Source organism: Streptomyces sp. NPDC048331 (assembly GCF_043201215.1).
Lineage (GTDB): Bacteria > Actinomycetota > Actinomycetes > Streptomycetales > Streptomycetaceae > Streptomyces.
On the sequence record NZ_JBICYT010000067.1, the window covers coordinates 1 to 25,831 of the forward strand.

A 25,831-nucleotide genomic window follows, 5' to 3' on the forward strand; every position below is an offset into this window, starting at 1 on the left:
TGTGGGGACGGTGGGGGGTGTCCCCGCAGGACGAGCGCGCACCGCCGGGCACGGCCGAGACCCGGGGTACCGCGCGAGCCGAGGAGACACCCCCCGGCGGCCCCGTACCCCCACCCCACCGGCCCGGTGGCCCGACCCCAGCCCCGCCGGCGATTGAGGCGCGGCCACCGGACCGCACCCGGAAACGAACCCGCACCGCCCGGCCAGGGCCACGGCACCGCCCGGCCAGGGGCAGCGCACAATGGGGGCGTGATCGAGATCGTGGTGGCTGTCCTCGCCGCCGTGGGGGCCGGGTGGCTGCTGCGGCGCAAGCATCGTGCGCGGACCGCCGCCGGGCCGGTGCCCGGGATTCCGTGCATGGTCCGGATTCCGGCCGGGGAAGGCCGTTGGCGGCCGGGCCGGGTGTACGGGGAGCAGGGCGTGGCCCGGTGGGTTCCGCAGCGGGGGGAGCCGGTGGCGCTGCCCGGTGGGCGGGCCACCGGGATCCGGGTGCCCTCCGTGAAGGAGGGGATCTCCATCAACCCCGGCTCGCGGATCGTCGCCTGTGTCTATGACGGCGGCGGGAGCGTGGAGATCGCCGTGATGCCGTTGGACGTGCGGGAGCTGCTGGAGGCCGTGCCGCAGGCGGAAGCCTGATCCCTCAGGTGTTGAGTTCCGCGAGGACGCGCAGGGTGTGGGGGTCCGGGGCCGTCAGGAGGAGGTCGGTCACGGGGCCCTTGCGCCAGAGTTCCAGGCGTTCGGCGATCCGCTCCCGGGGGCCGATGAGGGAGATCTCGTCGGCGAACGCGTCCGGCACGGCCAGGACCGCCTCCTCCTTGCGGCCGGCGAGGAACAGCTCCTGGATGCGGCGGGCTTCCTCCTCGTAGCCCATGCGGGCCATCAGGTCGGCGTGGAAGTTGCGGGCCGCGTGGCCCATGCCGCCGATGTAGAAGCCGAGCATGGCCTTGACCGGGAGCAGTCCCTCCGCGACGTCGTCGCAGACCTTGGCACGGGCCATCGGCGCGATCATGAAGCCCTCGGGGAGGTCGGTGAGGGAGGCCTGGTAGACGTCGGTGCGGGTCGGGGACCAGTACAGGGGGAGCCAGCCGTCCGCGATCCGGGTGGTCTGGGCGATGTTCTTCGGGCCCTCCGCGCCGAGGAGGATCGGCAGGTCCGCCCGCAGCGGGTGGGTGATCGGTTTCAGCGGTTTGCCGATGCCGGTGCCGTCCTCGCCGCGGTACGGGTGGTGGTGGAAGCGGCCGTCCAGTGCGACCGGGCCCTCGCGGCGGAGCACCTGCCGGACGATGTCCACGTACTCGCGGGTGGCGGTGAGGGGTGAGGCGGGGAAGGGGCGCCCGTACCAGCCTTCGACGACCTGTGGCCCGGACAGGCCGAGGCCGAGCGTCATCCGGCCGCCGGAGAGGTGGTCCAGGGTCAGGGCGTGCATGGCGGTGGCGGTCGGGGTGCGGGCGGCCATCTGCGCGATGGCCGTGCCGAGCCGGATCCGGGAGGTGTGTGCGGCGATCCAGGTCAGGGGGGTGAAGGCGTCCGAGCCCCAGGCTTCGGCGGTCCACACGGAGTGGTAGCCGAGGTTCTCGGCCTCGGTGGCGAGGTCGAGGTGGTCGGGGGCGGGGCCGCGGCCCCAGTAGCCGAGTGCGAGTCCGAGGCGCATGCGGTCCCTCCAGAATCTGACGAGGCGTCAGGTGACTGTAGGGCAACGGCCCCCCGCCCGGAAGGGCGGGGGGCCGTCGGTCCGGCTCCGGGTGGCGGTCAGCCGCGCTGGATGCCCGAGGTGTCGTTCAGGACGCCGCGGCGGCCGTCCTGGGTCTGGGCGATCAGGGTGGCGGCGCCACGCTGCTCGACGGCCAGGTACCAGGTGCCCGGGGCGAGTTCGGCGATGGGGGTCGGTGAGCCGTCCTCCGCGTAGAGGGGACGGGCCACCGGCACGGCGAACCAGAAGGGGGTGAAGTCCGCCGCCGGAGCCGGCGCCGGGGTGTGCTGCGCGTCCTGCGGACCGGGACCCGGGGTCGGGGTCGGGTTCGGCGTGCCGCCGTACGGCGGGACCGGCTGCGGGGTGGAGCCGTACGGGGTCTGCTGCGCGCCCGGGTAGCCGTACCCGGCACCCGGCTGGGGCTGGCCCGGCTGGCCACCGTACGGCGGGACCGCCGCGGGTCGCGGTTCCGGAACGAGCTGGCCGGCCAGCGCCGGGACCTTCGCCCCGGCCACGGCCACACCGGCCAGGGCCAGCGTGGCGATGAGGGCGAGGATGGAGCCCGCGCCCAGGTCGAGCAGCTCCGGGCACGCGATGAGTGCCCACACCGACGACCAGGCGGCGGAGACGGCGAGCACGGTGCCCCACGCCGTCAGCGGCAGGCCGACCACCTTGCGCTCCGGCTGGAAGCGGGCCGCGATCAGCAGACCCGCGGCGATGAAGCCGAGCAGGAAGATGCTGGGGAGCGTCAGGTGGTTGGCACCGAGGTCCCACGGGCTCGGCCGGTCGACGCCGGTGGCGGAGTAGAAGTCGAGGAACGAGGCGATGAACAGCAGCGCCGCTGCTCCGATCACCACGCCGTCGCCTCGAGTGAGGGAGCGGATGTTCACGTCTCAGGTGTCCTTCTCGGTCTCGGTCGTCGTCTCGTGGTGCCACGGTCGCAGAACGTGTCTGCAGCAGGGCGGGCGGCACCATGGTACGGAGGTTTCCGACGGCCGAGATGATCGGGTCGGCGGGTGGTCCCGCCGGACTCCCGAGGGGGCCTACCCGCCGAGGAAGCCGACGATGCCGTCCGCGATGCCCTGAGCCGCCTTCTGCCGCCACTCCGGACTCGTCAGCTGCGCCGCGTCCTTGGCGTCACGCATGTTGCCGCATTCGATGAACACCTTGGGTCGAGTTGACAGGTTCAGTCCGCCGAGATCGTCGCGGACCACCAATCCGGTACCGCTGCCGAGGTAGTTGGCGGGTGCGGAGCCGGTGGTCCGGGCGAAGTTCCCGGCGATCCGCTCACCGAGTTGCCGGGACGGTTCGACGATCTTCGCGGTGTCGGCGGCCCCGCTCTTGACCTTGGCCGGGAGGATGATGTGGAAGCCGCGGTTGCCCGCCGAGACCCCGTCGGCGTGGACGGACACGACGGCGTCGGCCTGTGCCTCGTTGCCGATGCGGGCACGCTCCGTGATGCAGGGGCCCCACGGGCGGTCGGCCTGGTGGGTGAGGACCACCTTGGCGCCCTGGGCCTCCAGGGCGGTGCGCAGGCGCAGGGAGACGTCGAGGGTGAAGTCCGCCTCCTTGTAGCCGGCGTTGGTGGTGGTGCCGGTGGTGTCGCATTCCTTGCGGTTCGTACCGATGTCGACCTGCTGGTCGATCTCTTCGGTGTGCTCGAAGTTTCCGGCGTTGTGGCCGGGGTCGACGACCACGGTCTTGCCGGTGAGCGGGCCCTTCGCGGGTGCGGGCGCGGCCGCGGCGGTGCTCGTACTCGCACTGGGGCTCGCGCTCTCACCGGTGGCGGAGCCCGGCTTGGCGTCCCGTTGGCCCGGTGACAGGGCCGAGTGCGAGGCGGACTGCGGCGCCGAGCCGGCAGGCCCGCCGGACCCCGACCCGGCGAACGCCTGGGTCAGGACCCAGCCCGCCAGAGCGGCCGGGGCGAGCGCGGCAACCCCGACGACGAGCGTGGAGCGTCGGGTGAACCAGGATCTGTCCGGGGCGATGGACGAGCCGGACTCGGGGGGCGGGGGGCTGTTGTCGTTGCGCACGCCGCGATGCTAGACCCGCCTTCCGCCCCTCGTCCGGACCGTAGGCCATCCGAAGGCGTGGTGCGATTGTCTGCCCGGCGTTCATCAGGTCATATGCGTATGCCGGGTGTGACCGGCGCCTCAGTCAGGCCCGGCTTTCCCGCTTGCGCGCCGAGCGCACCCACTCCCACACCATGTGCCCCACCAGAGCCAGGGCGGTGAGGACGGCGAGCACGCGAATCGTGTTCCAGGTCACCTCGACGAATTTCCCCGCCGTGTCGGCTTCCGCCGCCAGACGTGCGGAAGTCTCGACAAAGGCGATGAGTGGAACCAGGAGGCGGAAGGCGAGTCCGCCGATTCCGGGGATTCGTGCCAGATTTCCGAAGAGACCCATGGGGACACCGAACAGCAGACCGGCGATTCCCCAGGCGATGATTCCCGACGAGATCCCGTCCGATTCCATCCCGGCGGCCGACATCCCGATCGGAGCGACGGGGCTCAGCCACTTGAGCACGTAGTAGACGACCACGCCGACGGCCAGTGCCGAAGAGGCCAGGCAGGCCGACTCGACCTTCGATCGCCGCGTGTATCCCACGAGGAAGGCGAAGCACGCCCACGACCATCCCCCGGCGAACACGACGCCCGTGACGTGGAAGATCGGGGTATCGAACTTGCCCGAGAGCGCACCGATCGCGCCGATCAGAACACCCGCTCCGAGGACCGGAAGGACGGACATGGTGCGAGTGCGCGATGAATTCACGTCATGCTTCCCTGTCCGCGGCTCACCGGTGGAAGGGGGCGGCCATCTTCACTCCGGCCTCTCCCATGGAGGACAGAGGTGATCATCTGCGAATTCTTGCCTCCTGTGAAGTAATTCTTGACAGGTTGGCCAGAATCGTCCGGAGTGAACGACGTGGAGGTGTCGTCGGTCCGCTCCCGGGGGCGTCCGAGGGCATGGTCGGCGGCTCGGAGCGGCCTAGAAGGGCGGCCAGTCGGAACCCGGCGGCGGGGTGGGAGAGACCCTGTTGCCGTTCCGCATTTCGAGCGGCCAGCGCGCGTCGATGACCGCAACGGCCTCCTTGCACGCCTCGCAGGCATTCGGCCACTTGGCCACGAACGGGTACGGCGAGGCGTCGAGGCCCTCGTGGGCAATGCCGCACAGCGTCGCACCGACGCCATCGGCGGAGTACGCGTACGCCGCGTCGTACGCGTGGGCGACGTCTTCCGGGAGCTGCGGGGATTCCGCCCGCCCCCACGATATGTAGCCGTACTGCGGTCGCGAGACTTCGCGCGGGTCGTATCCGAATTCGGTCCAGGCGTAGCACCAGGGGCAGAACCAGCGTTCCTTCACCGCCGGCTCCCACCGCATCGGCGGTTCGGCCACCGGCATCCGGCGCATCTCATGGCCGCAGACGTCACAGATCACACCGCATTGTGCCTGACCATTGGCAGCTGCACGCATCTGCCGTTGCGTGCGGTGCCGGCAGGTGCGGGTCCGGCAAGACCCGGAAGGTGCGGCCTAGACGCCGGCGCCCGTGCGTCGCAGCACGCGCAGTGAGTCGGTGACCGAGATCTCCTCGAAGGCGCCGGAGGCCAGGGCCCGCAGATAGATGCGGTACGGGGCCTGGCCGCCGTCGGCCGGGTCCGGGAAGACGTCGTGGATGACGAGCGTGCCGCCCTCCGCGACGTGCGGGGCCCAGCCCTCGTAGTCGCCGCTCGCGTGCTCGTCGGTGTGGCCGCCGTCGATGAAGACGAAGCCGAGCTTGCCGCCCCAGGTGGCCGCGACCTGAGGGGACCGGCCGACGATCGCGATCACGTGGTCCTCCAGCCCGGCCTTGTGCAAGGTCCGGCGGAAGGTCGGCAGGGTGTCCATCAGCCCGACCTCCGGGTCCACGACCGTCGGGTCGTGGTACTCCCAGCCCGGCTGCTGCTCCTCGCTGCCCCGGTGGTGGTCGACGGTGATCGCCGCCACGCCGGCCTCGCGGGCGGCGTCGGCGAGCAGGATGGTGGAGCGGCCGCAGTACGTACCGACCTCCAGCAGCGGCAGCCCGAGCGCCCCGGCCGCGGTGGCCGCCTCGTACAGGGCGAGACCCTCCCGTACGGGCATGAACCCCTTGGCGGCCTCGAAGGCGGCGAGGGTCTCCGGCTTGGGCTGGGCGGCCATGGTGTTCCTCCTGCTGAGCGACGTGTGGCGGCCCATGCTGCCTTACCCGCCGGTAGGGCGCTACGGCCGGGGCAGGCTCCTACGCCGCCGCCCCGTCAGCGGCCGAACAGCCGGGTGGACCTCCTGGGCCGGCGTCGCTGCCGACCGCGCCCTTGGCGATGCCGAAGTCGAGCACCGTCGTCACCCCGCCGTCCAGCGCGTACCGCTCTTCGACCTCCTCCCGCGCGTTCGCAATGTGGCCGACCGTGCCGAAGGGTTACCGATTTCGACCGGACGATGACCAGTTGGACGGTTCCAACCCCCTGGCGTCGCGGCGTCATTACGCTCGGCGACAGCGGCATGAACGCCGAACAGCGTGAACTTGGGGGTGACCTCCTCATGGTCAAGATCCGCGAACTCGATCCCAGCGCTTCGCCGCTGGACTACTTCGGCTACGAACTGCGGCGGCTGAGGGAGGAAGCGGGGCTCAGCCAGGCGCAGCTCGGCGGCATCGTCTTCTGTACGGGCTCGCTGATCGGCCAGATCGAGACGACGAAGCGGGTCCCGACGCGGGACTTCTCGGAGCGGGTGGACGCGGCGCTGGGCACGGGCGGGGTGTTCTCGCGGCTGGTGGGTCTGGTCCTGCGGAGCGTGCTGCCGACGTGGTTCCAGCCGTACGCGGAGATGGAGGCGCGGGCCTCGTACATCTCCACCTTCCAGGCTCAGTTGGTCTACGGGCTGCTGCAGACGCCCGCCTACGCGCGAGCCGTGCTCGGGGTGCGGACCGAGGGGGAGCTCGACGGGAAGGTGGCCGCGCGGATGGACCGGCAGCGGATCCTCGACCGCGAAGACCCGCCGCTGATGTGGGTGGTGCTGAGCGAGGCCGCGCTGCACCAGGAGGTCGGTGGACGTGAGGTCATGCGGAACCAGCTCGCCCACTTGTTGGCCCTACAGGGGAGGGAGTGGGTGAAGGTGCAGATCCTGCCGTTCGAGGCGGGTGCCCATACGGGAGTGATGGGTTCGTTCAACCTTCTGCGGTTCGACGAGGACCCGGACATCGTCTACACCGAGGACTTCGTCCAGGGCCATATGACGGCCAATCCGCAAGCTCTCAGGGAGGGTTCGCTCCGATACGATCATTTGCAGGCAGCCGCCCTGTCCCTGGAGGACTCGGCGGCACGGATCGCCCGCGTAATGGAGGAGCGTTATGGACACCATCCGGAACCTGACGGGCGCGCAGTGGCGTAAGTCCTCGTACAGCGGCGACACCGGCGGCCAGTGCGTCGAGTGCGCGCCGCTGGGTGACACCGGCTGGCTCAAGTCCTCGTACAGCGGCGACACCGGCGGTGATTGCGTCGAGATCGCCGCGCAGCCCTGCCTCGTCGCCGTACGGGATTCCAAGAACCCCGAAGGCCCCGTCTTCACCGTCCAACCGGCCGCGTTCCAGGCCTTCGTGAGGTCCGTCTCTGTATGATCCGCCCCTGACGAGGGGGAGGGAGTCGGGGGGACATGAAGCACGTGGGACCGGACGGTCCGACGCACGTGGGGCCGTTCAAGGTGGCCGGTGTGCTCGGGCAGGGCGGCATGGGGCGGGTACTGCTGTGCGCGGGGCCTGACGGGCGGCTCGTCGCCGTCAAGCAGGTGCTCGCGCACTTCGCCGACGACGCGGGCTTCCGGGCCCGGTTCCGGCGCGAGGTAGCGGCCTCGCGGAAGGTCTCCGGCGCCTACACGGCCGCCGTCATGGACGCCGATCCGGACGCGCCGACGCCGTGGCTGGCCTCGGTGTTCGTGGCCGGGCCTTCGCTGGGCGCCGTGGTCAAGGCGGACGGGGTGCTGGACGAGGCCGCCGTCCACCGGCTCGCGGCCGGGCTGGCGTCGGCCCTCGCGGAGATCCACCGGGCGGGGCTGATCCACCGGGACCTCAAGCCCGACAACGTACTCCTCACCGAGGACGGCGTACGCGTCATCGACCTCGGTATCGCGCGCGTCACCGAGGGCGAGGCGGAGGCGGAGGGCGACACCGGGCTGACGCGCACCGGGTGGGTGATCGGTTCGCCGTCGTTCATGTCGCCCGAGCAGGCCGAGAGCAAGCCGCTGACCCCGGCGAGCGATGTGTTCTCGCTCGGTTCGATGCTGGTCATGGCGTTCACCGGCAGCAGCCCCTTCGCCGGGGCCTCGACCCTCCGGACGCTCTACGACGTGGTGCACTCCACCCCCGACCTGAGCGCGGTACCGGTCGGGCTGCGCGGGATCGTGGAGCGCTGCCTGGCCAAGGACCCGGCCGCCCGGCCCACGCCGGCGGAGCTGCTGGAACTCCTCGGACCGGTCGCCCCGGCCGGTCGGCAGTGGCCGGCCGCCGTGGACCGGATGCTGGCCGACCAGCGCGCCGCCATCGACCGGCTGCTGTCCGGTGGGGCGGCGGTCGGGGCAGTGCCGCAGGAGTCCCTGCCCGAGCCCGAGCCCGAGCCCGAGCCGGAGGCGGCGGCGGGCCCGGAGTCGGAGTCGGAGTCGGAGGTCGCTCCCGCGCCCGATGAGGTGGTGGAGCGTGCGGCCGAGCGGGCGGAGCCGGCCCCGCCCGCCGTTCCTCCCCGGCCGACGAGCCCGCCGACCGAGTCGTCTCCCACGCCGCCGCCCGCACCGCCGCGCAGGCGGTCTCGCACCGTGGCGCTGGTGGCAGCCGGAGTGCTGGTGGCGACGGGTGCCGGTGTGGGCGCGTACACCACCCTGGACCGGAAGACGGAAGGCGCCGATCCCGCCGCCTACAGCGACGCGCCGGCCTGTCCGGAGGCGTCCCGGAACATTCCGCTGACCGGGCGGGATCCCCAGGAGGACTTCCACAGCGCGAAGGACTTCGAGGCGAAGACGATGTGCTCCTGGTACGAACCCGTCTCCGACAAGTGGATCGCGATGGTGCGGTGGGAGGTCAAGCGGGGCGGAGGCGATTCCGCCAACGCAAGGCTCCAGCAGACCGAGTTCGCCACGGACGCGGCAGCCGGGAAGCGGGCGAACGGCCTCGGATTCGGCGACGGGGCGTACTGGAGGACCGTCGACACCGAGTGGACCTGTGAGCTCGCCGTCCGCCACGGCAATCTGATCGTCAAGGTCGGCCTCGCCCAGACCGGGGGCTGCGAGCAGAAGGCCAAGGAGGTCGCCAAGGCCGCGCTGGCCGCCGCGCCCGCCAAGAAGTCCCGCTGAGGCCTCCTACCGCTTCCCCTGCTGCTTCTCCTGCTGTCGCCGCACCATCTCGCCGATCCAGGCGGGCGCGAACGGGGACGTGCAGTTCGGGGGAGTCGGGTAGTCCTTGAGGACTTCGAGGCGCTCGCCGATGTCGATCGCGCGGGCGCGGTGCTCGGGGTGCTCGATGCCGATCTGGGCCAAGCAGTGGTTCATCGCCCACTGCAGACGCTCCGGGGCGTCCTTCATCTCGGCCTCGATGACATCGAGCAGTCCCGGGAGGTCGAGGCCGTCGGGCTTCTTCGCGACGCGTTCGGTGGTCAGGGCCCAGCCGGCGCTCGCGACCACCGGATCGGGGTCCGCGAACCAGGCGAGCCGCAGCTCCTCGGAGTGCGGGCTCTTCTTCACGACGTAGTTCACGAGCCAGTCGTGCACCTTGGGGGTGCGGGACTCGCGCAGCATGCTGTCCAGCTCGTCGCGCTCGAAGGCCTTCGGGCGGCAGATCAGCAGGGCCAGGAGCCTGGCCGCGCTGTCGTCGGTCCTCCACAGGTCGCGTGCGAGGTCCTGCTGCGTTTTGACCCGCTTGGCGACCGCGCGCAGCTGGGTGAGGTTCACGCCGTGATCGTCGCCGTGCCGCTCGTTGACCTCGCGCATCCGCGGGTCCTCCAGCCCGGCCAGCTCGGCCATGACCTGCTCGACCGTGATCCCGGTCGTCCCGGCCGTTCCGGTCATCGTGGCCTCCTGCCCGTCGTGGATGAGTTCCGGCCACCCTACGGCCGCCTCAGCGGAACTCGTGGACCACCTGGATCTCGCCGACGATGTGGGCGTTGAGCTCCTCCAGCTCCTCGGCCGGGACCCAGAGCTCCAGGATGGTGCGCCCGCCCGCCTGCTGGACGGGGTAGCGGCTCAGGAATTCCGTGTCGACCTCGAAGCGGGTGACGAAGCCGACGCCGCTGTGCTTCACGTTCCAGTCCCGGGCGATCCTGATCGCGTAGTCCTCGTCGAGGACCGGGTAGAAGATCGGCTGCTCGGGCAGTCGGGGCGGCCACGCGCGCCAGTTCAGCTCCCGCACCAGGGCCAGCTCCTCGGGGCCGGTGGGGCGCCACAAGGTCGTCGTTGTCTGCGGGGCGGTCATGTGCGTCGCTTTCGGAACGGGTCCGCCGGTACGGCGGGTCGGGGGACCGGACGTTGCCGGCACCACGAAGCCGGCGGCCACGCGAATTCCACACCGGCGGCCACGGGTTGCTACTGCGTGGCCGCGGCCTTAGCGGCGGCCATGGTCTTCTGCTTGGCGGCCAGTGGCTCCGCCAGGACGCTCCTGTTGGCTTCGATCGCGACCTTCTGGTATTCGCTTTCGGCGTCGGACCAAATGCCGACCAGATTCACCTTCTCCTTGCACAGGACGTCGGCGAGCGCCACTTCCTTCTCGTGGGCGCCGGCGGTCGCGGAGCTGAATTCCTTGTCGTTGATCGCGGCGAGCGGATCGGGGTAGGTATGACCGGATTCCTTCATGCATGCCGACCATGCTTCGGTCGCCTTCACCACCGCGGGGGCTTTCCGGGACTTCAGGTAGCTTTCCATGTTGAGCTTCTGGGGAAGGGCCAGGGCTCCCTGGAGATCGGTCTCGTGGAGTTCCCGCTGCGCCTGCCCCGCGCACCCGCCTTCCGGTACCGGGACGCCGTTGTGCGTGGTGGCTTCGCCCGTGACGAGCGGCATGATCGCCGATGGGGGGTCTTCGGTCGTTTTCACCATGTCTGGCACGTGGTATCCGTGTTGCTTCGCGAGTTCCGCGTCGGCCAGTCCGTAGCGTCGCTCGTTCGTTTCGATATCGGCGTTTTCCCGCGCCCTGGGGGTATATGGGGCACCCAATCCGCCCAGGCATCGCCGCATGAGGGAATCGCGGGCGCGGGCGAGTTCGCCCGCGTCGGTCGTCGTCAGCAGGTAATCGTCCAGCGGCAGCTTGAGGGCCTTGCTGTCGGCGAGCCGGTGCGCCGAGGTCGGGCTCGGGGCTGCGGCGGGGGCGGCGGGGTCGGCCGTGCACGCCGACAGGAGCGGGAGCAGGAGCACCGTCAGGCCGGCGCACGCGCGGGAGGAAAGGGTCGTCACGTTCACTGGCTTCCTCTACGGATTCCTCTACGGGTCGCAGGAAAGGGTGCTCCGCGGCCACGGAAGGCGGTTGCGGAACACCCTTTCCCGGTCCAGGTGCCGATGCTCAGCAGATCATGTCCCGGACGGAAGCGTTGTTGTTGTACGTGTTCACGAGGTTCCGGGACGTGTGCGCCTGGACGGTGTCGTACGGGCCGGCGTAGTTCGAGTTGTAGTAGACCCGGTAACAGTAGTTCGAGGCGTTCTGGGTCGACGCGGCATTGTTCTTCACCGGCTCGCCCTCACCATTGGCCCAGGTGGTGAATGTTTCCCCGGCGAGATTGGGTACGTCGCCGTCCGTGAACCACCGGGCTCCGCCCTGATTGGAGTTGTAGTAGAGGCAGAAAAAGCCGGTCTGGCAGGCGTACGCGTTGGCCGGGGTGGCCATTCCGATCGTGACGCCGGCCGCGGCGGCCAAGAGTGCCAGGGTCCGCTTCATGCGCATGATTCATCCCCCTATGTCGTGGTGCTCTCGCCGACGCCGAAACGGGCGCGACGAAGGGGAGATGGTTCCCGATAACGGCACGCTCGGACCCGGGCCGGCCGTGTCGGTGCCGACTATAGTGACTGGTCCATTGGTACTCAACAGCCTGTATATAAGCCCGGGTTGGGGTGTATCGGGTTTGGGGGACCCGCCTGTCGGGGCCGGTCTCAGATGCGCAACTCGGGCGGAAAGCCGGTCCATCGCAGCTCATTCGGCAGATGCCGCATGTCGTTGGAGAACAGGACGGAGGCGGGCCGGTCGGGCGCGTACCGGATGACCGTCAGGGCGGCGTTGGAATGATTCAGGCCGAGCCAGAGCCATTTCGGCGCGAACATGGCGTCCCGAACCAGCCAGGCGACCAGGAAGTTGTGCGTGACGACCAGCTCGTGCCGATCCTCGTCGCCGTCCACCGGACCGGTGAACCGGTCCATCGCCCGGCGGGCCAGCTCGGGCCCCTGCTCCCGCTCCTCGGCGGAGGCGCCTTCGAGGAAGTTCAGGAAGAGGTCCGCCGACTCGGCCGGGAGTTCCGCGCGGTCCGGCAGGTACGGGACGTAGTCGCCGGCCTCTTCCGAGCGGTGCAGGGGAACGCCCGTCAGCTGGTCGCCGATCAGGCGCGCCGTCTCCTCCGCCCGGGGCAGCGGGCCGTGATGGACGGCCGTGAGGGGGGCGTCCCGGAGGCGTCGGCCGAGCAGTACGGCCTGCCGGCGGCCGTTCTCGGTGAGCCCGCTCTCGTCCGGCAGCGCCTCGCCGTGTCGGACGAGGTAGAGGTATCGGGTGGCCGTGCCGGTCATGCGTGACTCCTTCGAACCGGTGATCGATCTTGTGCCCGGAGGGACGTAGCCCCCTCCGACGCCGGTTCCCGCCGCCGACTCACCCTCCATCTGACCTTCCGTCAGATTGGAACGTGTTCTAGTCTGCCGCGCATGGGCATCGGAATCACGCAGGAGCAACGGGAGTTGGCCGAGGCGGTGCGCGGCTGGGTCGCGCGGGCCGTGCCTCCCGAAGAGGTCCGCAAGCTGCTCGACACCCCGCCGCAGACCGGCGCGCGGCCCGCCTACTGGGACGCGCTGACCGCGCAGGGGCTGCTCGACCCGCACCTGGACGGCGGCACCCTGCTCGACCTGGCCGTCGTCGTCGAGGAGGCCGCACGGGCCGCGCTGCCCGGGGCGTACCTGCCGAGCGCGCTGGCCTCCGTACTGCTGGACAAGGCCGGCGCCGAGCCGCTCGAAGGCCGGGTCGGGGCGGTCGCGCTCGGGCCCGGGACGCTGACCGCCGTCGCCGTCGAAGGCGGCGGGTACCTGCTCGACGGACTCGCGCCGCCCGTCCTCGGCGCCGGCGAGGCCGACCTGGTGCTGCTCGCCGCCGAGGCCGCGCACGGCACCCGCTGGTTCGCCGTGGACGCCGCCGCGCTGGACATCCGTACGCACGAGAGCGCCGACCCAACCCGCCCCACCGCCGAGGTGCGGGCGCGCGGGGTCGCCACCGCCCCCGACCGGCTGCTGGACCTGGACGCGGCCCTGGTCCGTGACCTGGCCTGCACGCTCTTCGCCGCCGACGCCTGCGGCACCGCCGCCTGGGCCCTGCACACGGCCGCCGAGTACGCGAAGGTGCGCGAGCAGTTCGGCCGGCCCATCGGACAGTTCCAGGGCGTCAAGCACCTGTGCGCCGACATGCTCGTCCGGCTGGAACAGGCCCGGGCGCTGGCCTGGGACGCCGCGCAGGCCATGGACGAGCCCGCCGACGTGCGCACGCTGGTGGCCGCCCTCGCCGCCGGGACCGCCCTGGACGCCGCCTACACCTGCGCCAAGGACTGCATCCAGCTCCTCGGCGGGATCGGCTTCACCTGGGAGCACGACGCCCACATCTACCTGCGGCGGGCGCTGGTCGCCCGCCAGCTCCTCGGACCCGGCGACGGACATCGGGTCCGGGCCGTGCGGTGCGCGGCGGGCGGTGCGCGGCGCGAGCTGCGCCTGGAACTCCCGGCGCAGGCCGAGACGTACCGCGCGCGGGTCCGGACCGCCATCGCGGACGCCCGCGGGCTCGACCCGGCCACCGCCCGCCGGATCCTGGCCCCCACCGGCTACGCCGCCCCCTACCTGCCGCCCCCGTACGGGCTCGGCGCGGGACCCGTCGAGCAGCTCGTCGTCCAGCAGGAGCTGGTCGCGGCCGGCGTCAAGGTCGCCGACCTCGGGATCGCCACCTGGGTGGTGCCCTCGCTGCTCGCCTACGGGACGCAGGCGCAGCGGGAGACCTACCTCCTGCCGACCCTGCGCGGCGACGTCACCTGGTGCCAGCTCTTCTCGGAGCCGGGCGCGGGCTCCGACCTGGCCTCGCTGCGGACCCGGGCGGAGCGGCGGGAGGACGGCTCCTGGAGGGTCAACGGGCAGAAGGTATGGACGAGTTCCGCGCACAGCGCCGACTTCGGGATCCTGCTGGCCCGTACCGACCCGGCCGCGCCCAAGCACAAGGGGCTCGGCTACTTCGTCGTCGACATGAAGAACACCCCCGGCATCGACGTCCGGCCGCTGAAGGAGATCACCGGCGAGGCCCTCTTCAACGAGGTGTACTTCGACGACGTGGACCTGCCGGCGGACGCGCTGGTCGGCGCGGCCGACGGCGGCTGGAAGGTCGCCCGCAACACCCTCGGCAACGAACGCGTCCACATGGCCGACCAGATGACCTTCGACACCGGCCTGGAGGCGCTCCTCGCGCGCGCCGCCGACCTCGACGGCACGTACCGGGCCCGGATCGGCGCCCTCGCCGCCGAGGCGCACGCGCTGGCCTGCATCGGGCTGCGCACCACGCTCCAGCAGGTGTCGGGGCTGGAGCCGGGCGCCGGTGCGTCCGTACGCAAGCTCGTCCAGACCCCGCACCAGCAGCGGACCGCCGAGCTCGCGCTCGAACTGCTGGGACCGGCGGGCGCGGTGCGGGAGGGGGTGGGGGAGCGGGCGGTGCACGGGATGCTCATGTCCCGCTGCCTGACCATTGCCGGGGGCACCACGCAGGTCCAGCTCAACGTCGTCGCCGAGCGGATCCTCGGCCTCCCCAGGGACTAGGAGTTGTCGGGCATGAAGTCGTACATCGTGGGCGTCGGCATGACGAAGTTCGAAAAGCCGGAGTCGCGGGACTGGCAGTACTGGGACATGGCGAAGGAGGCCGGGACGGCGGCGCTCGCGGACGCGGGCGTGGACTACGGACTGGTCGAGCAGGTCCCGGTGGGCTACTGCTTCCAGGCCTCCACCGCCGGCCAGCGGGCGGCGTACGAGCTGGGGCTCTCCGGGGTACCGGTCTACAACGTCAACAACAACTGCGCGACGGGTTCGACGGCGCTGATGATGGCGCGGCAGTTCGTGCAGGGCGGGATCAGCGACTGCGTGCTGGCGCTCGGCTTCGAGAAGATGAAGCGCGGCGCGCTGGGCGGTGGCGCCGACGGCGGTGACTTCAAGACCTCACCGGTGGCGCGGCACTACGGGATCATGGCCGCGGGGCACGGCTTCGAGATGTCCCCGCCCACGGCGCAGATCTTCGGCAATGCGGCGCGGGAACACATGGAGCGGTACGGGACCACGCCCGCCCAGCTCGCGGCGGTCGGCGCGAAGAACCACCGGCACTCGGCGAACAATCCGAACGCGCAGTTCCAGGACGTGTACTCGGTCGACGAGATCCTCGCGGCGAAGGAGATCCACGCGCCGCTGACCAAGCTCCAGTGCTCGCCGACCTCGGACGGCGCGGCGGCGGCCCTGGTGGTGTCCGAGCGGTTCGTGGTGCGGCACGGGCTGCACGACAAGGCCGTGGAGATCGTCGGCCAGGCGATGACGACGGACACCGAGGCCTCCTTCGCCTCGGGCTCCTGCATCGACGTGGTCGGCAAGCCGATGACGGTGGCCGCGGCCCGGCAGGCGTACGAGGCCTCGGGGCTCGGCATCGAGGACGTGGACGTGGTGGAGCTGCACGACTGCTTCTCGATCAACGAGCTGCTGACGTACGAGGCGCTGGGCATGTGCGAGGACGGCGCGGCCGGGAAGCTGGTGGAGTCGGGCGCCACCACCTACGACGGGCGGTGGGTCGTGAACCCCTCCGGCGGGCTGATCTCCAAGGGGCACCCGCTGGGGGCGACCGGACTGGCACAGGCGGCGGAGCTGGTCTGGCAGTTGCGGGGCGAGGCCGGGCCGCGGCAGGTCGCGGGGGCGCGGGTGGGACTGGCGCACAACATCGGGCTGGGCGGCGCGGCGGTGGTCACCCTCCTGCGGCGGTGATCGGAACGCGCTTTCGGCCACGGGGGGCGGAGCGCTAGGCTCCGCCCCCGTGAGTGACATACGTGAGGCGTCCTTCAGCGCCACCGGCAGCGTGACCAGGGACGAGTACGACGAGGCCGCCAAGGCGGCGGGGTTGTTCCGGCGGGGCCGGATCGTGGGCGCCCTCGGTACGGTCCTGCTCGCCTCGGCGGGCGTGTCGCTGTCCTCCGGCGGTCTCACCCTGCACCCCGTCCCCCTCGGGATCGCGGCGGCGTACGGCCTCTTCGCGCTGCTCCTGCTGCCGCGGTGGGCGGTGGCCCGGGGCTTCCGCAGCGGCCGGGCCGCCGAGGAGAAGCGGGTCGTGGTGGACGGTACGGGCATCGAGGTGTTCCGGGGCGAGGAGTCGCAGCGGATCGTGTGGGACGAGATGCGCTACTACCACGAGACGCCCCGGCTGCACGTGTTCGTGGGCCGCTCGCGCCGCCGGACGTGCCTCGTGGCGCTGCCCAAGCGGCTGTTCACCGCACCGGGCGAAAACGAGCTCCTCGCCGCCTTCGGGCAGGAGCGGGCCGGCGACGGCTCGTAGCGGCCCCGCCCGGCCCGCCCTGCCCGCGGGCCCGGATCAGTGGGGTGCCACCTTCAGTTCGCAGCGGCCGTCCGTGCACTCCCGTTGCAGGCGGCCCCGGGACAGCGTCTGGGCCAGTCCGATCGCCCAGCACATCGGGCAGCCGCGCAGGGCCAGCAGGCCGACCGGGGCGAGGGCCAGGGTCAGCGGGCCGTAGACCGGCAGGAGGGCGACGGAGCCGATCAGGGCGCCGAGACCGATCGCGCCGCGGGCCAGGTGTCGGGGCAGGGAGGAGCTCGCGAAGTCGGGGCCGTCAGTGATCGGCATCGTCGCCTCCAGGAGTCGGGTAAAGGGTGTGGCGAAGGGCCGCGCGGGCCCGGTGCAGCCGTGATTTCATCGCGGCGGGGCTGAGCCCGAGCGCGTCCGCGGCCATCCGGCCGCTGTAGCCCTGGATGTCCCGCATGATCAGCACCCGCCGCTGGTCGGCGGGGAGGGCGGCGATCGCCCGCGCCACCCGGGCCGCCTCCAGGCGTTCCAGTACCTCCTCCTCGGCCGACATCGCCGCTTCCCCGGTGTCCGGCAGCGGAGTGCGCTCGCGGGGCAGCAGCTTGGCCCGGCGCAGGCACTCGTTGCGGACGATGCGGAACATCCACGAGGCCAGGGCGCCGGACGCGCGCAGCATGCCGATCCGCCGGTAGAGGATGATCAGCGCCTCCTGGGCCGCGTCCTCGGCGTCCTCGGGAGAGGCGCACAGCGAGTACGCGAACCTCCGCACGTTCGGGTGCGATCCGGAGACCAGCGCGGTGACCGCGTCGAGGTCCCCGCCCTGCGCGGCGAGGATCAGAGGCTCGGCGGGCCAGGTCGACTCAGCCACGGGAGCGGCTCCGTCGGCGCGCCACGAGGACGGTGCAGGTGCAGAGCAGGAGCAGGACGACGGCGCCCACGACGACAAGAGTGGTCACGACAACCTCCAGGTCAGGTGCCGATCTCGGCGTCGGCACATGCATAAGAGGCGTGGGCACCGCGAAAGGATTCGCAGGAATCCGATCGAGTTCATCCCAGGGCCGGGTCCACCACCGTCTCGCCCGTCGAGGCGCGCCGGACGCAGTCTGCCAGGTCCCCGATCGGGCCGTCCCGCAGCACCAGTCCCACCGCGCCGGCGGCGAGGGCGGCCTCCGCGAGGCCGGGGTGCGCCGAGCCCGTCAGGACCAGCACCCGGCACTCCGGATCGTCGGCCAGCAGGGCGGTGACGGCCGAGAGCTCCTCCACCAGGGCGACCGCGGGCCGGGCCATGGGGTCCCGGACCACCTCGATGTCCGGCTGGAGACCGAGCTGGAGCGCCAGAGCCGGGTTCGGCGGCTCCAGCAGGACGCGCAGGGCGCGGACCTCACGGTGGTCAACAGGCATTTCTTCCACGCGGGCAGGGTATTGCCCCGCCTCCCGGCGGGCGCGCAACACGCCCCGCGCGCAGCTGATCTGACGTGAAGTCAAGAGTCTTCCCAAGTGTGGGGGTGTGCGTTATACATTCCCTCACCGGTCGGGCCTAGAACGCGTTCTAGAACCGGCCCTCGCATGCGACCTCGGTGCGGCCGACGGTGCGGACGGCCGCACCGAGGTCTTCCACGGCTCTTCCAGGCTCTTCCACAGCTTCGCCCCCGCTCTGCCACGGCCCCGGTTCTCCAACGACAGGGAGCAGCACCCCCATGCCGATCGATGCCGCCAAGGCCCTCGCCGCCGACCCCCGCCTGGGGGACATCGGCTGGGACCACAAGGACATCCAGCTCTACCACCTCGGCCTCGGCGCGGGCCGGCCGGCCACCGACCCGGACGAGCTGCGCTACACCCTCGAATCCAAGCTCCACGTCCTGCCCAGCTTCGCGACCGTCGCCGGCGCCGGGATGGCCATGATGGGCGGCCTCGCCGCCCCCGGCATCGACATCAACCTCGCCGACGTGCTGCACGGCGGCCAGTCCATCCAGCTGCACCGGCCCATCCCCGTCAAGGGCAGGGCCACCTCCACCGCCAAGGTCGCGGCCCTCTACGACAAGGGCAAGGCCGCCGTCGTCGTCCTGCGCACCGAGGTCGCCGACGCCGACGGGCCCCTGTGGACGAGCGACGCGCAGATCTTCGTACGGGGCGAGGGCGGGTTCGGCGGCGAGCGCGGTCCCTCCGTCCGGGAGGAACTGCCCGAGCGCGCCCCGGACCGCGTCGAGGAGCGGCACATCCGCGAGGACCAGGCGCTCCTCTACCGCCTCTCCGGCGACTGGAACCCGCTGCACGCCGACCCCGAGTTCGCCAAGACGGCCGGCTTCGACCAGCCGATCCTGCACGGCCTGTGCTCGTACGGGATGACCCTCAAGGCCGTCGTCGACACGGCTCTGGGCGGGGACGTCTCCCGGGTCCGCGCCTACCGCACGCGCTTCGCCGGGATCGTCTTCCCGGGCGAGACGCTGCGCATCCGGATGTGGCAGGAGCCCGGCCGGGTCCTGGTGTCGGTGACCGCCGTCGAACGGGACGACGCGCCGGTCCTCGCCGACACCGTCGTCGAGCACGCGTGACCACGAGTACAGAACCGGACCGTACGAGTACGAGACCCAAGGAGCCGCACCGTGCGCGCAGCACTGCAGAGCGAGATCGGCCAGGACAAGCTCGAGGTCGTCGACGACATGGAGGCCGTGGGCCTCGGCCCGGGCAAGGTGAAGATCCGGGTCAAGGCCACCGGCCTGTGCCACTCGGACCTGTCCGCGATGAGCGGCGTCCTGCCGCAGCCCGCCCCGTTCATCCCGGGGCACGAGGGCTCCGGGGTGATCTCCGACGTCGGTGACGGGGTCACCACCCTCGAGCAGGGCGACCGGGTCCTCGTCTGCTGGCTGCCGCCGTGCGGCCACTGTCCGTCCTGCAAGCGCGGCCAGGGTCACCTGTGCCTGGCGAGCCTGGTCAACGCGGGCACCCCCAACTTCCGTCGCGCGGGCGGTGACATCTTCGGCTTCGCCGCGACCGGCACCTTCGCCGAGGAGCTCGTGGTCGACGCCGCGTGCGCCGTCCCGATCCCCGACGACGTGCCCTTCGACATCGCCGCGCTCATCGGCTGCGGTGTCACCACGGGCCTCGGCGCGGCCATCAACACCGCCAAGGTGGAGGCCGGGTCCTCGGTCGCCGTCATCGGCTGCGGCGGCGTCGGCATCTCCGTCATCCAGGGCGCCAAGGTCCAGGGCGCGGCCCAGATCATCGCCGTCGACCCGGTGGAGTCGCGGCGCGAGGCGGCCCTCCGGTTCGGGGCCACCGAGGCCGTGGGCCCCGAGGCCTTCGACGACGCCAAGAACCGCATCACCGGCGGCGAGGGCTTCGACTACGTCTTCGAGGTCGTCGGCAAGTCCGCGACCGCCCAGACCGCCTACAAGATGACCCGCCGCGGCGGCAGCGTGGTGATCGTCGGCGCCGGCGCGATGGACGACAACTACCAGATCGACATGTTCTCGCTCTTCTTCGACGAGAAGAAGATCCTGCCTTCGATGTACGGGGGCGGGGACGTGCTCCGCTCCTACGAGCGCACCATCGCCCTGTGGCGGGCCGGCCGGGTGGACCTGGCGAGCCTCATCACGCACCGGGTGCAGCTCGCCGAGATCAACGACGCGCTCGACCAGATGCGTACGGGCGTGGCCCTGCGCACCTGCATCGAACTCTGACCTGCTCGAAGACCTGCGAGAGGAACGCTACGGATGTCACTCCCACTTGAGGGGCTCTCCGCCATCGTGACGGGCGCGGGCCGCGGGCTCGGCCGGGCCGAGGCGATCGAACTCGCGCGGCTCGGCGCGAGCGTGGTCGTCAACGACTTCGGCCAGCCGGGCCGGGACGGCTCAGGGGAGGCCTCGGCCGCCCCGGCGGAGGAGGTCGCCGAGGAGATCCGGGCGGCGGGCGGCCGGGCGGTGGCGCACCTGGGCGACGTGGCCGACTTCGAGCAGGCGCGGGAGCTGGTCGAGCTGGCGGTGTCGAGCTTCGGGAAGCTGGACATCCTGGTCAACAACGCGGGCATCCTGCGCGACCGGATGGTCTTCTCGATGTCGGAGGAGGAGTGGGACTCGGTGATCCGGGTCCACCTCAAGGGTCACTTCAACACCACCCACTTCGCCTCCGTGCACTGGCGCGAGCGCTCGAAGGCCGCCGGTGGCCCGGTCTACGGCCGGATCGTCAACACCTCCTCCGAGGCCTTCCTCGGGGGCTCGGCCGGTCAGCCGAACTACGCGGCGGCCAAGGGCGGCATCGTGGGCCTGACCACCTCCACCGCCCTCGCGCTCGCCAAGTACGGGGTGACGGCCAACGCCATCTGCCCGCGCGCCCGTACCCGGATGACGGAGGACGTCTTCGCCGGCTTCCAGGTCCCGGAGGAGGGCAAGTTGGACGCCCTCGCCCCCGAGCACGTCTCACCGCTCGTCGGCTACCTGGCCTCGCCCGCCTCCGCCAAGGCCAACGGCCAGCTGTTCGTCGTGCACGGCGGCATCGTGGCCGTCATGGAACGCCCGAGGGTGGCCGCCAAGTTCGACACGGCCAAGGAGTCCTTCTCCTACGAGGAGCTCGACGAGCTCCTGACCCCGCACTACGACTCCCGCCCGGCGAACGAGACCTTCGCCGCGACGGAGGTGCTGGGCCTCAAGCACGCCTGAGTCCGCGGGCGGCGACCGCCCTCCGTCGTTCGCCCTCCGTCGTTCGCCCTCCGTCGTTCGCCCTCCGCGCTTCGCCCTCCGCTTCAGCGTCCGCCCAGCGGTGCCTGCTGCAGCGGGACCGGGCGGGGGGCGGTCGGCGTGCGCGGCTCCACGACCACGGGCGGGGGAGGCGAGAGGGGCAGGTTCAGGCCGACCATCCCGCAGGGCACCTCGGGGGTCGCGTACGGGAGGTGCAGGCGGCCCTGCGCGCTCCACAGGCCGCTCCCGCCGAGCCAGCCCGTCGGGGCGGCGAGCCGGAAGACGTGCCGGTCGGCGGGGCGCCACAGCCCGATGTCGCCCTCGGGCAGCCGCAGCGCCACCCCGGAGGTCTCCGGCATCAGGGACTGGCCGGGCTGGGCCGCGAACGGGCGGGCGTCACCCAGCCGGGCCAGGCACTCCGGGAAGCGGACGGGCAAGGAGCTGCCGAGCACGCCCCAGCCGAGGCGTGCGGTGCCCGGGGCGTCGGAGCGGATCAACAGCAGCCCGCTGTCCGGATCGGCCAGCAGCAGCCGGTCGTCGCTGTCCTCGGTGATCTGCAGCAGCGGGGACACCTCGCCACCCGCCAGGTCCACGGCGACGGCCTTGGTGACGCCCTCCAGCTCGCGGTCCAGGGCCAGCAGGCGGCCCGCCCGGTCCAGCCAGACGCCGCCCGAGCACCGTCCCGGGATCCGGGCGACGGGCCGGGGCCCGGACGGGTCCCCGGTCACCTGCCAGACCGTGGTCACGGTGTCCTCCGCGGCCAAGGCGAAGGCACCGGATCCGGCCGGGCACGGCGGGAGCAGGCGCACCCGTACGCCCTCCCGCGCGTCCACCCCGCCCAGCTGGAGCTCCCCGGTGCTCGGCCCGGTCTCGGCTCCCGTCGGGTACAGCAGCGCGAACGCGTGCCGCTCCGCCACCCGCCGGTGGATCAGCACCCGCCCGTCGGCCAGCGGCAGCACCTCGCTGTCCGCCTCCTCGGGCTGGGCGAGCGGCAGCGGTACCGCGTACGCCTCGGGCCCGGCGAGGGTCCAGCGCTCCGCGTAGAGAGCGTCGCCCTCCCCGGCCAGCCGGGCGGCGTACGACCCGTCCGCGGCGATGGTGAACGCGGTCGTGGTCGTCATTTCGATGGCACAGACAGTCATCCGTGGTCACCTCCGGGGGGGAAGCTAGTTTTCGGGCATCACGGCGAACAACACCACCAACACCGCTTCACACATACGGGTGTCCGGGCGGCGATTCGTGCGTGTCGGACGAGGCGTTTGTGCTGTTCGGCATCGAGGCGGGGAGCCGCGGCCGGTCCGGGACCGGTCTCCGGCCGGTCCGGGGTCGAGCCCGCGGCAGGCTCGCGCCGGGCCCGACCCCGAGCCGAGGGTGGAATTCATCCGGTATGTCCTACCGAGAAGGTCGGGGTCCCGTCCCGCAGGGCTGTCCTGACCGGGACGGTCGCCCCGGACGGTAGCCTTGGCCCGTGCCCCGTCTCTCTGAAGTCATCGCCGCGCTGGACGCTCTCTGGCCCCCCTCGCGGGCCGAGCAGTGGGACGCCGTCGGAACCGTCTGCGGCGACCCGGACGCCGAGGTCACCCGGGTCCTGTTCGCCGTGGACCCCGTTCAGGAGATCGCCGACGAGGCGGTGAAGCTGGGTGCCGATCTGATCATCACCCACCACCCCCTCTACCTCCGGGGCACCACCACCGTCGAGGCCGGCACCTTCAAGGGCCGCGTGGTGCACACGCTGATCAAGAACGACATCGCGCTGCACGTCGCCCACACCAACGCCGACACCGCCGACCCGGGAGTCTCCGACGCCCTCGCCGGCGCCCTCGACCTGCGGATCACCGGCCCCCTGGTGCCCGACCCGACCGATCCGGAAGGCCGTCGCGGCCTCGGCCGGATCTGCGAACTGGACCACCCCGAGACCCTGCGCGAGTTCGCGGCCCGCGCCGCGGCCTGGCTGCCGCCGACCGCCCAGGGCATCCGCGTGGCCGGCGACCCGGACATGCCGGTCCGCCGCATCGCGGTCAGCGGCGGCTCCGGCGACAGCCTCTTCGAGCAGGTCCGCGCCGCAGGGGTGGACGTCTTCCTGACCGCGGACCTGCGCCACCACCCGGTGTCCGAGGCCCGCGAGACGAGCCGCCCGCTCGCCCTCGTCGACGCCGCGCACTGGGCCACCGAGTGGCCCTGGTGCGAGCAGGCGGCCGCGCAGCTCGACGCGATCTCCGAGCGCCACGGCTGGGGTCTGCGGACCCACGTCTCGCGCACGGTCACCGACCCTTGGACGGCCCACGCGCCGTCCGTCACACCCCCTTCTATCTCTGGAGCCCCCAACTGAACGCCGAGCCCGCCGACCAGATCCGACTTCTCGACGTCCAGGCGCTGGACGTCCGGCTGTCTCAGCTCGCCCACAAGCGCAAGTCGCTGCCCGAGCACGCCGAGCTCGACTCGCTCACCAAGGACCTTGCGCAGCAGCGCGACCTGCTCGTCGCCGCCCAGACCCAGGCGAGCGACACCGCGCGCGAGCAGACCAAGGCGGAGCAGGACGTGGACCAGGTGCGCCAGCGCGCCGTCCGCGACCAGCAGCGGCTCGACTCGGGCGTGGGCATCTCGGCCCGGGACCTGGCGAACCTGCAGAGCGAGGTCGTCTCCCTCGCCAAGCGTCAGGGCGACCTGGAGGACGTGGTCCTGGAGGTCATGGAGCGTCTGGAGGGTGCGCAGGAGCGCGTCGCCGGGCTGACCGAGCGCGTCTCGGCCCTGGAGGCCAAGGCCGCGGACGCCACCGCACGCCGGGACGCGGCGACCTCCGAGATCGACACCGAGGTCGCGAAGGTCACCAAGGACCGCGAGGTCATCGTCGCGTCCATGCCGACCGACCTGATGGCGCTCTACGAGAAGATCCGCGTCAAGCAGGGCGGGGTCGGTGCCGCGCGCCTGTACCAGCGCCGCTGCGAGGGCTGCCGCCTGGAGCTCGACATGGCCGAGGTCAACGAGATCAAGGCCGCGGCCCGCGACCAGGTCGTCCGTCACGAGAACTGCGGCCGCATCCTGGTCCGCGCGGCCGACTCGGGCATCTGATGCGGAAGCCCGTTCGGTTCGTCGTGGAGGCGGACGGTGGGTCCCGGGGCAACCCGGGGCCGGCCGGCTACGGCGCGGTGGTGCTCGACCCGGCGACGGGCGAGACGCTGGCCGAGCGTGCGGAGTACATCGGTGTCGCGACGAACAACGTGGCCGAGTACAAGGGCCTGATCGCCGGGCTCGCGGCGGCCCGTGAACTCGCCTCCGACGCGCAGGTCCTGGTCCGGATGGACTCGAAGCTGGTCGTCGAGCAGATGTCGGGCCGCTGGAAGATCAAGCACCCGGACATGAAGCCGCTCGCCGCCGAGGCCGCGCGGATCCTGCCGCGCGCGCAGGTGACGTACGAGTGGATCCCGCGCGAGCAGAACAAGCACGCGGACCGGCTCGCGAACGAGGCGATGGACGCGGGCAAGCGCGGAAAGCAGTGGGAGCCGTCGGCGTCCACGGCCGCCCTCGACCACGGCGCGGCGCGCGCCCTCGCCACCCCGCCGGAGCCCGTGGGCCCGCCGGGGGACGCGGCGAAGGGAGCCGCGGCGGTGCGAGCGGCCCTGGTCACCGCCGGCGCGGGCCCGGCCTCGGCGACCCAGGAGCTCGCCGACGCGCTGTTCGCCGACGCCGAGGCCCTGACCGAGGCGATCGAACCCTGCCTCGACGCCGATGCCCCGGCGGTCGCCGCCGGCAGCCACGGCTGGGGCCCGGACATGGGGGCGCCGGCCACCTTCGTGCTGCTGCGGCACGGCGAGACCGCCCTCACCCCGCAGAAGCGCTTCTCCGGCAGCGGCGGCAGCGACCCCGAACTCTCCCCGGCGGGCCTGCGGCAGGCTGCCGCGGTCGCCGAGGCGCTGGCCGCCCGCGGCACGATCCAGACGGTCATCAGCTCCCCGCTGCGCCGCTGCCGGGAGACCGCGCAGGCGGTCGCGGACCGCCTCGGCCTCACCGTGACGGTCGAAGAGGGCCTGCGTGAGGTGGACTTCGGGGCGTGGGAGGGCCTGACCTTCGCCGAGGTGCAGCAGCGCTTCCCCGACGACCTCCAGGCGTGGCTGGACTCCCCGAAGGCGGCCCCGACGGGCGGCGGCGAGAGCTTCATGTCCGCCACCCGCCGGATCTCGGCGACCCGCGACCGGCTGCTGTCCGCGCACGCGGGCCGCACGGTCCTGCTGGTCACCCACGTGACCCCGGTCAAGATCCTGGTCCGCCTGGCCCTGGGCGCCCCGCCGGAAGCCCTGTTCCGCATGGAACTCTCGGCGGCCTCCCTGTCGGCGGTGGCCTACTACGCGGACGGCAACGCCTCGGTCCGCCTCCTGAACGACACGTCCCACCTGCGGTAGCCCTGGCGGGGGGCCGGGCGGGATCCGACCCCGGTGCGGGCGGGTGCGCGGGGCGGACGGGATCGGGCCGGTTCGCTGGGCGGCGTCGGTCTGTGGGTCGGGATCCGATCCCGGCGCGGGCGGGTGCGCGGGTCCGGGCGGGGGTGTCTCCTCGGCTCGGCGTTCCCTCGGGCGGGGCGGGCGGGATCGGGCGGGTTCGCTGGGCCGCGTCGGGTGGCGGGTCGGGGTCCGCTCCCGGTGCGGGCGGGTGCGCGGGGCCGGGGCGGGGGGGGGGCGCGGCGGGGGGGGGGCGGCGGGGGGCGGCGGG

General features: G+C 72.2%; 28 protein-coding genes. 13 read left to right on the forward strand and 15 right to left on the reverse strand.

What is annotated here, in order from left to right:
- Positions 1–249: 249 nt before the first annotated feature.
- The gene (locus ACGFYY_RS40545) at positions 250–636 is read left to right on the forward strand and encodes a hypothetical protein (RefSeq protein ID WP_393717408.1); all 387 of its coding nucleotides are present in this window, start codon (positions 250–252) and stop codon (positions 634–636) included.
- Between the two features lie 4 nt (positions 637–640).
- Here ACGFYY_RS40545 and ACGFYY_RS40550 read toward each other — a convergent pair whose 3' ends face one another.
- The 6 genes from ACGFYY_RS40550 to ACGFYY_RS40575 all read right to left on the reverse strand — a co-directional run bounded on the left by ACGFYY_RS40550 (position 641) and on the right by ACGFYY_RS40575 (position 5,866).
- The gene (locus tag ACGFYY_RS40550; protein ID WP_393717410.1) at positions 641–1,651 is read right to left on the reverse strand and encodes an LLM class F420-dependent oxidoreductase; all 1,011 of its coding nucleotides are present in this window, start codon (positions 1,649–1,651) and stop codon (positions 641–643) included.
- A 98-nt stretch (positions 1,652–1,749) separates the two neighbouring features.
- Positions 1,750–2,580 carry a hypothetical protein gene (locus ACGFYY_RS40555; RefSeq protein WP_365274634.1) on the reverse strand — a complete coding sequence of 277 codons (831 nt, stop codon included), beginning with the start codon at positions 2,578–2,580 and terminating at the stop codon, positions 1,750–1,752.
- 153 nt (positions 2,581–2,733) lie between these two features.
- Positions 2,734–3,723: an N-acetylmuramoyl-L-alanine amidase gene (locus ACGFYY_RS40560; protein WP_393717413.1), complete on the reverse strand. Its 990-nt coding sequence runs from the start codon at positions 3,721–3,723 to the stop codon at positions 2,734–2,736.
- 124 nt (positions 3,724–3,847) lie between these two features.
- Positions 3,848–4,438 (reverse strand): hypothetical protein, encoded by a 591-nt coding sequence (locus ACGFYY_RS40565; protein WP_393717415.1) that lies wholly within the window; start codon positions 4,436–4,438, stop codon positions 3,848–3,850.
- Positions 4,439–4,678: 240 nt separating this feature from the next.
- Positions 4,679–5,128 carry a hypothetical protein gene (locus ACGFYY_RS40570; RefSeq protein WP_393717417.1) on the reverse strand — a complete coding sequence of 150 codons (450 nt, stop codon included), beginning with the start codon at positions 5,126–5,128 and terminating at the stop codon, positions 4,679–4,681.
- Between the two features lie 93 nt (positions 5,129–5,221).
- Positions 5,222–5,866: a class I SAM-dependent methyltransferase gene (locus ACGFYY_RS40575; RefSeq protein WP_393717419.1), complete on the reverse strand. Its 645-nt coding sequence runs from the start codon at positions 5,864–5,866 to the stop codon at positions 5,222–5,224.
- Positions 5,867–6,244: 378 nt separating this feature from the next.
- Here ACGFYY_RS40575 and ACGFYY_RS40580 point away from each other — a divergent pair, with 378 nt between their 5' ends.
- The 3 genes from ACGFYY_RS40580 to ACGFYY_RS40590 are packed head-to-tail and all read left to right on the forward strand — an operon-like array spanning position 6,245 to position 9,040.
- On the forward strand, positions 6,245–7,093 hold the full coding sequence (locus ACGFYY_RS40580; RefSeq protein ID WP_393717450.1) for a helix-turn-helix domain-containing protein: 849 nt from the start codon (positions 6,245–6,247) through the stop codon (positions 7,091–7,093).
- On the forward strand, positions 7,053–7,319 hold the full coding sequence (locus ACGFYY_RS40585; RefSeq protein ID WP_393717421.1) for a DUF397 domain-containing protein: 267 nt from the start codon (positions 7,053–7,055) through the stop codon (positions 7,317–7,319). Before ACGFYY_RS40580 ends, ACGFYY_RS40585 begins: the two co-directional genes overlap by 41 nt.
- A 35-nt stretch (positions 7,320–7,354) precedes the next feature.
- Complete coding sequence (locus ACGFYY_RS40590) at positions 7,355–9,040, forward strand: serine/threonine-protein kinase (RefSeq protein WP_393717423.1); 1,686 nt, start codon at positions 7,355–7,357, stop codon at positions 9,038–9,040.
- Between the two features lie 6 nt (positions 9,041–9,046).
- Here ACGFYY_RS40590 and ACGFYY_RS40595 read toward each other — a convergent pair whose 3' ends face one another.
- The 5 genes from ACGFYY_RS40595 to ACGFYY_RS40615 form a co-directional block, all read right to left on the reverse strand.
- Positions 9,047–9,751 carry a DNA alkylation repair protein gene (locus ACGFYY_RS40595; protein WP_365274652.1) on the reverse strand — a complete coding sequence of 235 codons (705 nt, stop codon included), beginning with the start codon at positions 9,749–9,751 and terminating at the stop codon, positions 9,047–9,049.
- A 49-nt stretch (positions 9,752–9,800) separates the two neighbouring features.
- Positions 9,801–10,154, reverse strand: a complete 354-nt coding sequence (locus tag ACGFYY_RS40600; protein WP_393717425.1) for a hypothetical protein — start codon at positions 10,152–10,154, stop codon at positions 9,801–9,803.
- 110 nt (positions 10,155–10,264) lie between these two features.
- On the reverse strand, positions 10,265–11,131 hold the full coding sequence (locus ACGFYY_RS40605) for a hypothetical protein (protein ID WP_393717427.1): 867 nt from the start codon (positions 11,129–11,131) through the stop codon (positions 10,265–10,267).
- Positions 11,132–11,231: 100 nt separating this feature from the next.
- Positions 11,232–11,609, reverse strand: coding sequence for a peptidase inhibitor family I36 protein (locus tag ACGFYY_RS40610; RefSeq protein WP_365274660.1), 378 nt, complete (start codon positions 11,607–11,609; stop codon positions 11,232–11,234).
- Positions 11,610–11,815: 206 nt separating this feature from the next.
- Complete coding sequence (locus ACGFYY_RS40615; protein WP_393717430.1) at positions 11,816–12,439, reverse strand: histidine phosphatase family protein; 624 nt, start codon at positions 12,437–12,439, stop codon at positions 11,816–11,818.
- Between the two features lie 132 nt (positions 12,440–12,571).
- Here ACGFYY_RS40615 and ACGFYY_RS40620 point away from each other — a divergent pair, with 132 nt between their 5' ends.
- The 3 genes from ACGFYY_RS40620 to ACGFYY_RS40630 are packed head-to-tail and all read left to right on the forward strand — an operon-like array spanning position 12,572 to position 16,469.
- Positions 12,572–14,704 (forward strand): acyl-CoA dehydrogenase, encoded by a 2,133-nt coding sequence (locus ACGFYY_RS40620; RefSeq protein WP_393717432.1) that lies wholly within the window; start codon positions 12,572–12,574, stop codon positions 14,702–14,704.
- 12 nt (positions 14,705–14,716) lie between these two features.
- The gene (locus ACGFYY_RS40625; RefSeq protein WP_393717434.1) at positions 14,717–15,904 is read left to right on the forward strand and encodes a lipid-transfer protein; all 1,188 of its coding nucleotides are present in this window, start codon (positions 14,717–14,719) and stop codon (positions 15,902–15,904) included.
- A 49-nt stretch (positions 15,905–15,953) separates the two neighbouring features.
- Positions 15,954–16,469 carry a hypothetical protein gene (locus ACGFYY_RS40630; RefSeq protein ID WP_393717436.1) on the forward strand — a complete coding sequence of 172 codons (516 nt, stop codon included), beginning with the start codon at positions 15,954–15,956 and terminating at the stop codon, positions 16,467–16,469.
- Between the two features lie 36 nt (positions 16,470–16,505).
- On the opposite strand, the gene ACGFYY_RS40635 is transcribed toward ACGFYY_RS40630, so the two are convergent.
- The 3 genes from ACGFYY_RS40635 to ACGFYY_RS40645 all read right to left on the reverse strand — a co-directional run bounded on the left by ACGFYY_RS40635 (position 16,506) and on the right by ACGFYY_RS40645 (position 17,855).
- Complete coding sequence (locus tag ACGFYY_RS40635; protein WP_365274675.1) at positions 16,506–16,775, reverse strand: hypothetical protein; 270 nt, start codon at positions 16,773–16,775, stop codon at positions 16,506–16,508.
- Entirely contained in the window at positions 16,762–17,322 is a 561-nt protein-coding gene (locus ACGFYY_RS40640; protein WP_365274678.1) for a sigma-70 family RNA polymerase sigma factor, read from the reverse strand. Before ACGFYY_RS40640 ends, ACGFYY_RS40635 begins: the two co-directional genes overlap by 14 nt.
- Before the next feature lie 179 nt (positions 17,323–17,501).
- Positions 17,502–17,855: a DNA-binding response regulator gene (locus ACGFYY_RS40645; RefSeq protein WP_365274708.1), complete on the reverse strand. Its 354-nt coding sequence runs from the start codon at positions 17,853–17,855 to the stop codon at positions 17,502–17,504.
- 296 nt (positions 17,856–18,151) lie between these two features.
- Between ACGFYY_RS40645 and ACGFYY_RS40650 the strand changes: the two genes are divergently transcribed.
- From ACGFYY_RS40650 to ACGFYY_RS40660, 3 genes are read left to right on the forward strand one after another with little or no spacing between them, the layout of a single operon-like run.
- Complete coding sequence (locus tag ACGFYY_RS40650) at positions 18,152–19,006, forward strand: MaoC/PaaZ C-terminal domain-containing protein (protein ID WP_393717439.1); 855 nt, start codon at positions 18,152–18,154, stop codon at positions 19,004–19,006.
- A gap of 51 nt (positions 19,007–19,057) precedes the next feature.
- The gene (locus ACGFYY_RS40655; protein ID WP_393717441.1) at positions 19,058–20,134 is read left to right on the forward strand and encodes a Zn-dependent alcohol dehydrogenase; all 1,077 of its coding nucleotides are present in this window, start codon (positions 19,058–19,060) and stop codon (positions 20,132–20,134) included.
- Positions 20,135–20,167: 33 nt separating this feature from the next.
- Positions 20,168–21,109 carry a 3-oxoacyl-ACP reductase gene (locus ACGFYY_RS40660; RefSeq protein ID WP_393717443.1) on the forward strand — a complete coding sequence of 314 codons (942 nt, stop codon included), beginning with the start codon at positions 20,168–20,170 and terminating at the stop codon, positions 21,107–21,109.
- 83 nt (positions 21,110–21,192) lie between these two features.
- On the opposite strand, the gene ACGFYY_RS40665 is transcribed toward ACGFYY_RS40660, so the two are convergent.
- The gene (locus tag ACGFYY_RS40665; protein ID WP_393717445.1) at positions 21,193–22,248 is read right to left on the reverse strand and encodes a hypothetical protein; all 1,056 of its coding nucleotides are present in this window, start codon (positions 22,246–22,248) and stop codon (positions 21,193–21,195) included.
- Between the two features lie 347 nt (positions 22,249–22,595).
- On the opposite strand from ACGFYY_RS40665, the gene ACGFYY_RS40670 reads away from it, so the two are divergent.
- Genes ACGFYY_RS40670 through ACGFYY_RS40680 form a run of 3 tightly spaced genes read left to right on the forward strand, consistent with a single transcriptional unit; the run spans position 22,596 to position 25,524 of the window.
- Positions 22,596–23,456, forward strand: a complete 861-nt coding sequence (locus tag ACGFYY_RS40670) for a Nif3-like dinuclear metal center hexameric protein (protein WP_365274693.1) — start codon at positions 22,596–22,598, stop codon at positions 23,454–23,456.
- A complete protein-coding gene (locus ACGFYY_RS40675; RefSeq protein ID WP_393717453.1) occupies positions 23,453–24,196 on the forward strand; it encodes a zinc ribbon domain-containing protein in 744 nt (247 codons plus the stop codon). Before ACGFYY_RS40670 ends, ACGFYY_RS40675 begins: the two co-directional genes overlap by 4 nt.
- A complete protein-coding gene (locus ACGFYY_RS40680) occupies positions 24,196–25,524 on the forward strand; it encodes a bifunctional RNase H/acid phosphatase (RefSeq protein ID WP_393717448.1) in 1,329 nt (442 codons plus the stop codon). The genes ACGFYY_RS40675 and ACGFYY_RS40680 overlap by 1 nt, the downstream gene beginning before the upstream one ends.
- Positions 25,525–25,831: the final 307 nt, after the last annotated feature.